The sequence below is a fragment of the Polaromonas aquatica genome (genome assembly GCF_050626995.1).
GTDB lineage: Bacteria > Pseudomonadota > Gammaproteobacteria > Burkholderiales > Burkholderiaceae_C > Polaromonas > Polaromonas aquatica_A.
Genome location: NZ_CP192467.1, coordinates 764,650 through 776,517 on the forward strand (window position 1 = coordinate 764,650; position 11,868 = coordinate 776,517).

The 11,868-nt window shown below is 64.7% G+C and carries 7 protein-coding genes; 3 read left to right on the forward strand and 4 right to left on the reverse strand.

Going from position 1 to position 11,868, the window contains the following annotated elements:
• The first annotated feature begins 664 nt into the window (after positions 1-664).
• Positions 665-3,823 (forward strand): Rne/Rng family ribonuclease, encoded by a 3,159-nt coding sequence (locus ACQ4MS_RS03795; RefSeq protein WP_431097833.1) that lies wholly within the window; start codon positions 665-667, stop codon positions 3,821-3,823.
• A 299-nt stretch (positions 3,824-4,122) separates the two neighbouring features.
• Here ACQ4MS_RS03795 and ACQ4MS_RS03800 read toward each other — a convergent pair whose 3' ends face one another.
• From ACQ4MS_RS03800 to hemC, 4 genes are read right to left on the reverse strand one after another with little or no spacing between them, the layout of a single operon-like run.
• Complete coding sequence (locus ACQ4MS_RS03800) at positions 4,123-5,406, reverse strand: heme biosynthesis HemY N-terminal domain-containing protein (protein WP_431097835.1); 1,284 nt, start codon at positions 5,404-5,406, stop codon at positions 4,123-4,125.
• 22 nt (positions 5,407-5,428) lie between these two features.
• Positions 5,429-6,583, reverse strand: coding sequence for a uroporphyrinogen-III C-methyltransferase (locus ACQ4MS_RS03805; RefSeq protein ID WP_431097836.1), 1,155 nt, complete (start codon positions 6,581-6,583; stop codon positions 5,429-5,431).
• Positions 6,580-7,458: a uroporphyrinogen-III synthase gene (locus ACQ4MS_RS03810; protein WP_431097838.1), complete on the reverse strand. Its 879-nt coding sequence runs from the start codon at positions 7,456-7,458 to the stop codon at positions 6,580-6,582. Before ACQ4MS_RS03810 ends, ACQ4MS_RS03805 begins: the two co-directional genes overlap by 4 nt.
• Positions 7,458-8,375: a hydroxymethylbilane synthase gene (gene hemC, locus ACQ4MS_RS03815; RefSeq protein WP_431099531.1), complete on the reverse strand. Its 918-nt coding sequence runs from the start codon at positions 8,373-8,375 to the stop codon at positions 7,458-7,460. Before hemC ends, ACQ4MS_RS03810 begins: the two co-directional genes overlap by 1 nt.
• 160 nt (positions 8,376-8,535) lie before the next feature.
• Between hemC and ppc the strand changes: the two genes are divergently transcribed.
• Both ppc and ACQ4MS_RS03825 read left to right on the forward strand, forming a co-directional pair.
• Positions 8,536-11,478: a phosphoenolpyruvate carboxylase gene (ppc, locus tag ACQ4MS_RS03820; protein WP_431097839.1), complete on the forward strand. Its 2,943-nt coding sequence runs from the start codon at positions 8,536-8,538 to the stop codon at positions 11,476-11,478.
• A 160-nt stretch (positions 11,479-11,638) separates the two neighbouring features.
• Complete coding sequence (locus ACQ4MS_RS03825; RefSeq protein WP_431097840.1) at positions 11,639-11,866, forward strand: hypothetical protein; 228 nt, start codon at positions 11,639-11,641, stop codon at positions 11,864-11,866.
• Positions 11,867-11,868: the final 2 nt, after the last annotated feature.

Below are 11,868 nucleotides of genomic sequence, written 5' to 3' on the forward strand. Positions count from 1 at the left end.
GGTTTTCTTGCCAAGCCCTTTGCTGACCCTATAATGTGTTTCACTAGCGATGCGCTGTAAGTGGTTGATTTGTCTGGAGTTTAGTCCACGCAAGTCCCCAGCCCTGAAAAGGCAGACAAGCAGCCTTGCTGGAAGGTCGATGCCCACGCCGGCAATTGCCCGCAAGCGACGAGTGCCAGGCACCTCGCGGCGAGCGTCTTTGCACGGTAGACGAGTCGACGTTTTGCGAACACAACCACGGAATACCATGTGTGCAGCCCAAGTCATGAACAACAGGCTGCATGCGGATCCAGTCGAGATCAAGTCCTTAACGGTAGCCCTCTGATGACAACACTGGTCAGTCTGATTTACATATGCCTGCGGCGCCTCACGATATTCGTGGGCCCCGCTTTTGGCATAAATCAGCCGCCAGCCCTTGTACAGTGGGCGCAAGCAGCTACTCTTTTTGTAGCACCCACCCGTTTGACCCCTGCTCGCTCCATCCACGCGCCTACGCCCAGACCACGTCGCTGACCGATTCATTTCGGTCGGCCGCGCGCCGTCAAAAGCTCTCCGGCAATTCCTTCCGTTCGCACTGCGTCCCTCCGGCGTCGTTAGCCCATTTTGGGCATGTGATTGATGTTTGACATGACATCAAAACGAAGAACGATAAGGAAGGCTACCCATGAAACGGATGCTGGTAAACGCCACACAGGCTGAAGAACGCCGCCTGGCGATCGTCGATGGACAAAAACTCCTCGACTACGAAATTGAAATTGAAGGGCGCGAACAGCGCAAGGGCAACATCTATAAGGCCGTCGTCACGCGCGTCGAGCCGTCGCTGGAAGCCTGCTTCGTCGACTATGGCGAAGACCGCCACGGCTTCCTGCCGTTCAAGGAAATCTCCAAGCAATACTTTGCCCAGGGCGTGCCCGTCAACCAGGCACGCATCAACGATGTGATCCGTGAAGGCCAGGAACTGCTGGTCCAGGTCGAAAAGGAAGAACGCGGCAACAAGGGCGCAGCCCTCACCACCTTCGTCTCGCTGGCAGGCCGTTATGTGGTCCTGATGCCGAACAACCCGCGCGGCGGTGGCGTGAGCCGCCGTATCGAAGGTGAAGACCGGGCCGAGCTCAAAGAAAACATGGACCAGCTGGAATATCCCAACGGGATGTCCATCATTGCGCGCACCGCCGGCATCGGCCGCAGCGCGCCTGAATTGCAGTGGGACCTGAACTACCTGCTCAAGCTCTGGACCGCGATTGACGGCGCCGGCAAGGGCGGCAAGGGCGCATTCCTGATTTACCAGGAATCCAGCCTCGTGATCCGCGCGATTCGCGACTATTTCAACAGCGACATCGGCGATATCCTGTTCGATACCGACGACGTCTACGAACAGGCGCGCCAGTTCATGGCGCATGTCATGCCTGAGCACGAACACCGCGTCAAACGCTACCGCGACGACGCGCCGCTGTTCAGCCGCTTCCAGATCGAGCACCAGATCGAGTCGGCTTACGCCCGCACCGTGCAGCTGCCGTCCGGCGGCGCCATCGTCATTGACCACACCGAGGCCCTGGTCTCGGTCGACGTCAACTCGGCCCGCGCCATCAAGGGCGGCGACATCGAAGAAACCGCCACCCGTACCAATCTCGAAGCCGCCGACGAAGTCGCGCGCCAGATGCGTTTGCGCGACCTGGGCGGCTTGATCGTCATCGACTTTATCGACATGGAAGAGTCGCGCAACCGCCGCGACGTCGAAAACCGCCTGCGCGATGCGCTGCGCCAGGACCGCGCCCGCGTACAGTTCGGCACCATCAGCAAGTTCGGCCTCATGGAAATGAGCCGCCAGCGCCTGCGCCCTGCCCTGTCCGAAGGCGCATCCATCCCCTGCCCACGTTGCGGCGGCTCAGGCCACATCCGCGACACCGAGAGCTCGGCACTGCAGATCCTGCGCATCATCCAGGAAGAGTCCCTCAAGGACAGCACGGCTTCAGTGCTGTGCCAGGTCCCGGTCGACGTCGCCTCTTTCCTGCTGAACGAAAAGCGTTCGGAAATCGCCAAGATCGAAATGAAGCAGCGCATCAACGTGCTGCTGGTGCCCAACAAGACCCTGGAAACACCGAACTACAAGCTCGAGCGCCTGAAACATGACGACCCGCGCCTCGACAACATCCAGGCCAGCTACAAGATGGCCGACGAGATGGAAGACCCGACCACGGTCACTCGCCGCAGCCAGGAAAAGCACAACAAGCAGGAGCCCGTCATCAAAGGTGTGCTGCCCGATGCACCGGCCCCTGTAGCCCCACCCAAGCCGGAACCCGCACCGGCCGTGGCCCACAAGCCCCAGCCCCGCACTGCACCTGCGGCTGCAGCCGCGCCCGCAGAAAAAGGCTTTTTCGGCTGGATCAAGAGCCTGTTCGGCGGCGCGGAAGCGCCGGCCCCGGCACCTGTTGCCCGGGAAGTGAAAAAAGACGAACGCGGCGAAGGCCGGCGGGAAGGCCGTGGCGGTGATCGCGGTGAACGTTCAGACCGTGGCGGCGAACGCGGAGGCCGTGACGGCCGCCGTGGTGGCCGTAGCCGCGGCGAAGGACGTGGCGGTGAAGGTCGCGGCGAAGGTCGCGGCGAAGGTCGCGAACCACGCCCAGAGGGCCAAGGCCAGAGTCGTGGCGAAGGCCGCAATGAAGGCCGTGGCGGCGAGCGCCGTGAACGCAACCCCGAAGGCCGCAATGAAGCCGGCCGCCAGGAACGTCCAGCCGGTGAACCGCGCGCCGAAGGCCGCACCGAAAACGCCAGCGACGGCCAGCCCCGCAGCGAAAACCCAGGCCGCGAAGGCCGGGGCCGCCGCGAGCGCGGTGAACGTGGCGAGCGTGGCGGTGAACGCGGCGGCGAGCGCATTCAGCGCGACCCGGCAGAGCAGGACCTCGCATTGGCCAACCAGGCCGCGATGGCAGCCGCCATGGGCGGTGAAGCCGGTGAGCCTCGCCAGGAACGCGCGCCGCAAGACGGCGAACGTCCACAAGGCAATCGTGAGCCGCGTGGCGAACGCGGAGAGCGCGGTGAAGGCCGCCGTGACCGCGGCGACCGCAACGGCCGTCGCAATGACCGCCGTGGCGACCGTCCTGAAGGCGCCGCAGAAGGCCAGAACGCTGCCGCTGAAGGCGCAACAGCCGGTTTCAATACTGAAGCCACTGCAGCAGCCCCGGTGCTGGACGAAGCCGGCAATGTCATCGCACCGGCACAGAACGGCCAGGGCGACGAACAGCGCCAGCCACGCGAACGCCGCAGCCGTGACCGCTATGGCCGGGACCGCCGCGAGCGTGGTGAAAACGGTGAACGCAATGAGCAACCCGCAGAAACCGCCGTACCTGGCGTCCAGGGCGAGTTTTCAGAGCCAAACCAGCCACAAGCCCAGGAACTGCGTGCGCCAGCAGCTCCTGAATTTGCAGCAGATGTAGTGGCTGCCGCTCCCATTGCAGCGCCTGCCCCCGCCTACGTGGCACCTGTAGCACCTGTGGCCGCTGCCGCACCGGTTGCAGTACCAGCTTCCGTACCAAAGCCAGCTGCTGCGCCGGTAGCCACCAGCCTGCCGAAAATCCAGTCTTACGACTTGCCGTTGCAGGATCTGGTTCAGGTCGCCCAGTCTTCAGGCCTGCAGTGGATCAACTCCGACGCCGCCAAGATCGCCGAAGCCAAAGCCGCCATCGCCGCCGAAGTCAAACCGGCCCACGTACCGCGTGAGCGTCCACCCTTGGTGGTCGCCGACGAAGGTCCGCTGGTGCTGGTCGAGACCAAACGCGACCTGGGTGCCATGAAGCTGCCTTTCGAGCAATCGGCCGGGCAGTAAACCCCGACCTCTGCCGCATAAGCGGCACCCTGAAAAGGCCCGCATGCGGGCCTTTTTCTTTGGCCGGACACAGCCAACGTACGGATGCACGAACATAAGCGCAAGGGTGAACACGGCGACCAGAGTCCCGCAACGCGCCGGATACCCCGTCATGCGCGGTCGTGCGCAGTGGTGCGCAGTGGTGCGAGTGTGAAGGACACGGAGAGCTTGCGAGACGCTGTCGATCGACAGTCCGGGCGTCCGAACTGGTCAATGGCCGTTGCAGGCCAGGGGCCGCGGAAGGCCTGCGATGAGGCCGTTTAAATTTGCGCCGCCCGTTTATAAGCTTGCGCAGCGCCCGCCTCGTCCTCACGCTGTTCAGCCAGCAAGGCCAGTGCGCGCCAGGCGTTGCGGTGAAGCGTCACGTCCTGAAGCGCCGGTGCGGCCTGCGACAGCAGCTGGCGGGACTTGCCCCAAAGCTGACGGCTCAGGCAGGCCATGCCGGCCAGATACTGCAGGTTGGCATCGCGTGGACGGCTCAGTTGCGCCGTCTCGATGCGGGCCAGCCAGGTGGCATCAATCGTATCCAGACCTGCTTCGAGCACGGTGATCAATTTGATGCGCAGGTTGTCGCCGATGTCCGAGCGCGGCTGCATCATGTGGTCCCAGACCTGCAGCAGCCAGGACCGCGCCAGTTCCGGGTCGCCGTGGAGCGCCATCAGGCGCGATGCGGCGTGCACGACCAGCTCGGGCATGGCGCGCTCGCTTTCATCAAGGGAGAGCCAGGCCTGCTGTAGCTGTACGGGGTCGTGCGCATCGTTGAGCAGTTCCAGCGCCAGGCCGCGCACGATGCTTTGTGCTGCAGCCTGCGAAAACGCACGGTGCTTGGCCAGCAGGCGCGCGGTCTCCAGCGCCTGCGATGTCTGCCGTGCGTGCCGCGAGGCGCGCAGCTTCATGCGCAGGGCCAGCGTGCGGCGTGAGGCGCCTTGCGGCAGCTGGGCCAGCCAGTCGAGCGCCGCACCGGCATCACGGTCGTCCAGGGCCCAGCGCGCCGCGCGAAACTGCACGCCCTCACGCACTTCCTGCGCATGGCGTGAGCTCTTCAACGCCAATTGCAGGTGCTGGTCGCGCAAGCTCTTGTTCTGGAGCGCTTGCGCGGCCTCGGCCACCAGGAGATGGGCCAGCGAACGCAGCTGTTTTCCGCGGCTGGAGCTGTGGCCTGTCACATGGCCGGACTCGTCAGTCAGAAGGTTCAGGCTCTTTGCCTGGGCCAGCGCATTTTGGGCGGATTTGGTGGAACGGATGTAACGCCCCGCCAGCAGGTGCGCCAGCGCGTCCATGAGCGCGCCGTACATGGCGCGCTCCTTTTGCTGGGCGCGCCAGCGGCTGGCTTCCGCCGGCAGGGAAAACACGGCCGACACGGCGCGCAGGGCCAGGTACAACACCAGGAACAGCGCCGCCAGCAGCATCACCATCAGGTTGAAGGAAATATCGACCCGGTGAGGCGGCCAGAAGATGGTGACCACAGCCTGGTTGTTCCCTGCGAACAGGGCCACGGCCACAGCCACACCAAACAGGGCCAAAAGCCAGAGGGCGGCGCGCATGCTGCTGTCCTGCCTTTCCCGCTCAGCGGCCTGCAGCCGCCGTGGCCAGCGCGGCCATGGTGTCGTCCAGACGGGGCAGTTCGCTCGTCTTCAGCTGGCCCTGCACCTGCGCCAGCAGCTGGGCGGCGGCCTGCGTCTTGCGGGAAGAAGGGTCAAAGTATTTGCCGAGCCAGGCGCTGGCGCTGCCCAGATCGGCGCGCACCGCCTCGGTCTGGCGCGACAGCAGGCCCAGGCGTGCATTGAGCAGGCGCAGCTTCAGGTTCTCTCGCAGGAAGAAGGACTGTTCGGGCGACAGCAAAGACGCCTCGGGCTGCTCAATACGGCTCACGCGCAGCAGTTTGCGCGCTTCGTCACGCAGGTTGTCCAGCGTGCGCTGTGCCCATGCATTGAGCGCCAGCTTGTCGAACATTGTCGGGGACGGCTTGCTGGCGGCAGACGCAGCGGCGCGCGGCGCGGGAGCCTGGACAGCCGAAGCAGCGGCCATGCGAGGCTGGCTATTGGCCACCATGGCGTTGGCTACCGGCAGGTCATCGGCCAGGCGGACCAACTCGTCGAGCTTTAACATCAAAACCGGAACGTCGGTGAGCGTCGCAGCCTTGATACGGTCCATGTCTTTGGCAATGGCGCGCTGCAGCGGATTCAGGCGCGGCTGGGCCGCACGCGAAAGGCGCTGGTCGGCCGATTTGAGCGCGGCGAGCAGGGGTTCGGCACTGCCGGTGAGCTGGGCCTGCTGCTGGGCCAGGCGCAGGGCCGATTCCACATCGACCACCAGGTTTTCATCGCGTGAGCGCGACAGGCTCTGCATGAGTTCTTCCAGCTGGCTTCGCTGCAGGCTGACTTCGCTGATGCGGGTTTCCTGGATGGCCAGCCGCGCCGAGAGCTCACGCATGCCTTCTTGAGCCTGGCGCGCCAAGGTGCGCGCCTCAATGGCCTGCGCGCCGGAGTCAATGCTGCGGCGGGCGAGTTCTTCCTGGATATTGCCGAGTTTGTGCCAGAGCAGTCCGCTCACCAGCAGCCCAGCGGCAGCCAGCACGGCGACCAGCAGGGCCCATTTGCGCGGAACAAGCCATGCGTCTGCGGGAATGGGTTGGGGGGAAAGCGGCACCAGCGCGCGCTCCAGCACAGGCTCGTTGTCGGGCGTGGAGGATGGGGGCTGGGCGTTGGGGCTGTCACTCATGGATAAAGAGATTCTATCGAGGCCAATGTGTCCCTGATGTCCTTCAGGGCAGGACGTGACGCCACAACAACACCCCAGCCTGCGGCGCGCACGGCCTCCTCGATTCGGGGATGCGTGGCCACCGCGCGGGCACGGCGCCAATCGACCCCGGCAAGGGCGGGCGCGTCCGTCAGATTGGCCACCGCTTCAGAACTGCTGAAGAGCCACACCGTTCCATCAGTGCTGGCAGCGCGGGCGCGTTGCACTTGCGCATCGGTGAACACCGGCGCGCGGCGCTGGTAAACACCCACAAAGTCCACCTCTGCGCCGGCGGCCTGCCACTGGCGGGCAATCCAGTCGCGTCCCGAAGACACACCGCCCGCCTCGTGGCTTTCACCCCTGACCACCAGCACGCGCCGGCCTTGCCAGTCGCGCTGGCCTACCACGGCCCACAAGGCTTCGGAGTCAAACTGGGCGGCATCGGCGGCGGGTGCATCGATCTTCGCGGCTGGAACGCCCGCGGCCAGCAACGCCGCCACCGTGGCCGGCCCAGGCGCCATGAAGCGCAGGGACGCCGGCAGGCTCCAATCATTGTTTGCTATCGTTTTAGTAGCTACCTGTCCAGTTTTTGCCTGGGCTAGGACCATTTTTTGCTTGAAAAAATACTCCACGGCGTTGCCGCTGACAAACATGCAGGCCACGTAGCTGTTCAGCGAGCGCCAGGCGTGCCTGGCTGCTTCAGCGTCGGAAGCGGGCGCAATGTCGATCAGCGGCAGCGCTTCGGCGGCAAAGCCGCCCTCCCGCAGCTGCTGAACCCAGTGCTGCGCGTCGTGCAGGGGCCGCGTCACGATGACGCGGGCTGCGGCGCCAGGCGAAGGCACCCGCACCTGAGGCATCAGACGCCCGGGGCTTTGCCAGCCCACACGGCGCCACCGGCGCGCAATTGCGCCGCCACGGCCTCACCCAAAGCTTCTGCTTCAGCAAAGTTGCGTACCGCAGCGGTCTGTTTGACTTGCACCAGCGGCGCCAGCGGGCCCGCTGTGGCCGATGCCTCGGCCGTCGCAGGGTCACCCCAGGCGGCATTGAGTTGCATGTTGTCACCGCTGGCGCCGTGGGTAAAGGCCGCCAGCGGCATGGAGCAACTGCCGCCCATCGCGCGCGACACCGTGCGCTCGGCCGTCACCGCCAGCCAGGTCGGCTGATGCGCCAGCGTGGCCAGCGCAGCCAGCAGGTCGGCGCGGTCCGCACGCACTTCAATGCCCAGTGCGCCCTGCCCTGCGGCCGGCAGCATTTCGGCGGGCTCAAACGTGCCGCGTATGCGCGATTCCAGCCCCAGGCGCTTCAAACCCGCCGCTGCGAGCACGATGGCGTCGTATTGCCCTTCGTCGAGCTTGCGCAGGCGCGTGTCGAGGTTGCCGCGCAGCGGATGTATCACCAAGTCAGGCCGCATCGCCTTGAGCAGCACCAGCCGGCGCAGGCTCGAGGTACCCACGATGGCGCCCTGCGGCAGCCCGGCCAGCGAGGCGAATTGGTTAGAGACAAAAGCATCGCGCGGGTCTTCGCGCTCCAGCACGCAGGCCAGCGCAAAGCCTTCGGGCAGGTCCATGGGCACGTCTTTCAGCGAATGCACGGCGATGTCGGCCCGGCCTTCGCTGAGCGCCACCTCGAGTTCCTTGACGAACAGCCCCTTGCCGCCCACCTTGCTGAGCGAGCGGTCCAGGATCTGGTCGCCCTGGGTTGTCATGCCCAGCAACTCGACCTGCCAGCCCAGGCGCGCCTCAAGCAGCGCTTTCACATGCTCGGCCTGCCACATGGCCAGCCGGCTCTCGCGGGTGGCGATGACGACCTTCTTGACTTCAGGGGGGCTGGATGGCTGAAACGATGCTGACACTCGTAACCTGCTTGTAATACTTGGGGGAAGTGAATGCTAGCATGCAAGGCTCAAGACAAGACTCCAGAACTAGAGGGTAGAAATGGTCACTTCCGCGCGCGCCAAGAACAACAATTCCGCAGTCAGCGACAAGAGCCGCGGCCGCAGCGCAGGGCTGCCCCAAGCAAGGCCAGCCCCCACGGGAGGCAGAGAGCCACACGCAGTAGGCGAACGTGGGGGCGCAAAGTCCACACGTTCAAGGGACAACGAACGCCCTTTGGTCGAAGACATCCGCCTGCTGGGCCGCATCCTGGGCGACGTGATCCGCGAGCAGGAAGGCGTTGCCGCCTACGAACTGATCGAGCAGGTGCGCAAACTCTCCGTCTCCTTCCGGCGCGACGCCGACCCCGAAGCCGACAAGTCACTGAAAAAGCTGCTCAAGGGCCTGTCGGGCGACCAGACGGTCAGCGTGATCCGCGCTTTCACCTATTTCAGCCACCTGGCCAACCTGGCTGAAGACCGCCACCACATCCGCCGCCGCGCCGTCCACGAACGCGCGGGCGACACACAGGAAGGCAGCATCGACGTGGCGCTGGCCCGCCTGCGCTGGGCCGGCATCTCGACCCGCACCATCTCCAGCACGCTGGCGCACAGCTTTGTATCGCCGGTGCTCACTGCCCATCCGACGGAAGTGCAACGCAAAAGCATTCTGGATGCCGAGCGCGACATTGCCCAGCTGCTCACGGCGCGCGACGACATCAAGGCCCTGGCGCAAGCCCACAACGCCGCCAAAGACGCCCTCACGCCGCGCGAGCTGGCCGCCAATGAAGCCCAGCTGCGCGCCCGCGTCATGCAGCTGTGGCAAACCCGGCTGCTGCGCTTTTCCAAGCTCACCGTGGCCGACGAGATTGAAAACGCGCTGAGTTACTACGAAGCCACCTTCCTGCGCGAGATCCCCAAGCTCTACGCCAACCTGGAGCGTGAACTCGGCAACCAGCCGGTGCACAGCTTTTTGCGCATGGGCCAGTGGATAGGCGGCGACCGCGACGGCAACCCCAATGTCAGCGCCGACACGCTCAACTACGCGCTCGGCAGGCAGGCCGAGGTAGCGCTGCGCCACTACCTCACCGAGGTCCACTTCCTGGGCGGCGAACTCTCGCTGTCGGCCATGCTGGTCGAGTTCAGCCCCGCGATGCGGTTGCTGGCTGAAAGCTCACCCGACACCAGCGAACACCGCAAGGACGAGCCCTACCGCCGCGCGCTCACCGGCGTCTACGCCCGCCTGGCCGCCACGCTCAAGGAGCTGACCGGCGGTGATGCCGCACGCCATGCCGTGGCGCCGCAGAACGCGTACCTCAAGTCCGAAGACTTCCTGGCCGACCTGCGCACCATCGAAGCTTCGCTCAAGGCCCACCATGGAGAAGCGCTGATCGCCCAGCGCCTGCATCCGCTCATCCGTGCGGTGGAAGTGTTCGGTTTTCACCTGGCCACAGTCGACTTGCGCCAGAGTTCCGACAAACACGAAGAAGTGGTGGCCGAACTGCTGGCCGTCGCTCGCATCGAACCAAACTACGCAAAACTCGACGAAGCCGCCAAGCGCACATTGCTGGTCAGCCTGCTTAACGACGCACGGCCATTGCGGGTGGTCGGTACCGCGTATTCCGCCCACACCCAAGGCGAGCTGGCCATTTTTGAAGCTGCCCGCACAGCGCGCGCGCGCTTCGGCAAGGAGGCGATCCGCCACTACATCATCAGCCACACCGAAACGGTGAGCGACCTGCTCGAAGTGCTGCTGCTGCAAAAAGAGGTCGGCCTCATGCACGGCACGCTCGACAGCCACGCCACCAACGATCTCATCGTCGTGCCGCTGTTTGAAACCATCGAAGACCTGCGCAATGCCGCGCCCATCATGCGTGAGTTCTACGCCCTGCCGGGCATTGCCCCACTGGTCAAGCGCAGCGGCGCCGAGCAGGACATCATGCTCGGCTACTCCGACAGCAATAAGGACGGCGGCATCTTCACCAGCAACTGGGAGCTCTACCGCGCCGAAATCGCGCTGGTCGAACTGTTCGACGTGCTGGCCAACTCGCACAACATCCAGTTGCGCATGTTCCACGGCCGCGGCGGCACCGTCGGCCGCGGCGGCGGCCCCAGCTACCAGGCTATCCTGGCGCAGCCGCCCGGCACGGTGCGCGGGCAAATTCGCCTGACCGAACAAGGCGAAGTGATCGGCTCCAAGTACGCCAATCCTGAGATCGGCCGGCGCAACCTTGAAACCCTGGTGGCCGCCACGCTGGAAGCCACGCTGTTGCAGCCCACCAAACCGGCCACCAAGGCCTTCCTGCAGGCCGCCGCCGAGTTGTCGGAAGCCAGCATGGCCGCCTACCGTGCGCTGGTGTACGACACCCCGGGCTTCACCGAATACTTCTTCGGCGCCACCCCCATCCGCGAGATTGCCGAACTCAACATCGGCTCACGTCCGGCATCGCGCAAAGCCTCGCAAAAAATCGAAGACCTGCGCGCGATCCCCTGGGGCTTCAGCTGGGGCCAATGCCGCCTTACGCTGCCGGGCTGGTACGGCTTCGGTTCGGCGATCGAGCAGATCCTGGCCCAAGGCGGCACAACCGCCTCGCGCAAGGAAGCGCTTGCCCTGCTGCAAAAAATGTACAAGCAATGGCCCTTTTTCCGCACCTTGCTCAGCAACATGGACATGGTGCTGGCCAAGAGCGACCTGGCGCTGGCCTCGCGCTACTCCGAGTTGGTGGGCGACGCACGCCTGCGCAAGAAAATCTTCACCGCGATCGAAGCTGAATGGCACCGCACCGCCGAAGCACTGAGCCAGATCACCGGCGAAAAACAGCGCCTGGCCGGCAACGCCGCGCTGCAGCGTTCCATACGCCACCGCTTCCCCTACATCGACCCGCTGCATCACCTGCAGGTCGAACTGGTGCGGCGTTACCGTGCCGGCCAATCCGACCAGAAGGTGCAGACCGGTATTCATATTTCGATCAACGGTATCGCGGCCGGCCTGCGAAATACTGGTTAATGGGAAAAACGACCGGCTTGCTGTAGGCCCTGTCCTAGCCAAACTCCAGCGTCTTCCGATGGCGCATGGAGGCTCCGGTCCGTAGCATGGTTTAACCACGCAGCGATGCAGGCAAACGCCAGGTATCGCTCTAAAACCAGCTACCCCGGAGCGCAAAATCATGACCACTATGGAGATCATGGCCGATACCCCGTCGGCCATTCACGACGATTTTGTTTCCACCGACGCCGCCGAGCTGGCGTCGCACATGGACCAGTGCGCGCATTCACGCGGCCGGTTTTTCAGCCTCCAGTCGGGTCTTCAATCTGCACACTCAATGATGTCGCCGCGCGTCGTGACGGTCGCAGCGATCATGGCGATTTGCCTTGGCCTTCTTGCCGTAGCCTGAGC

Excerpts from the sequence above, each read along its gene's own strand:
- ACQ4MS_RS03795 (WP_431097833.1), top strand. The coding sequence starts at position 665 with ATGAAACGGATGCTGGTAAACGCCACACAGGCTGAAGAACGCCGCCTG.
- ACQ4MS_RS03800 (WP_431097835.1), bottom strand. The coding sequence starts at position 5,406 with ATGCGCGCCGCCCTCTGGCTTTTGGCCCTGTTTGGTGTGGCTGTGGCC.
- ACQ4MS_RS03805 (WP_431097836.1), bottom strand. The coding sequence starts at position 6,583 with ATGAGTGACAGCCCCAACGCCCAGCCCCCATCCTCCACGCCCGACAAC.
- ACQ4MS_RS03810 (WP_431097838.1), bottom strand. The coding sequence starts at position 7,458 with ATGCCTCAGGTGCGGGTGCCTTCGCCTGGCGCCGCAGCCCGCGTCATC.
- hemC (WP_431099531.1), bottom strand. The coding sequence starts at position 8,375 with ATGTGGCAGGCCGAGCATGTGAAAGCGCTGCTTGAGGCGCGCCTGGGC.
- ppc (WP_431097839.1), top strand. The coding sequence starts at position 8,536 with ATGGTCACTTCCGCGCGCGCCAAGAACAACAATTCCGCAGTCAGCGAC.
- ACQ4MS_RS03825 (WP_431097840.1), top strand. The coding sequence starts at position 11,639 with ATGACCACTATGGAGATCATGGCCGATACCCCGTCGGCCATTCACGAC.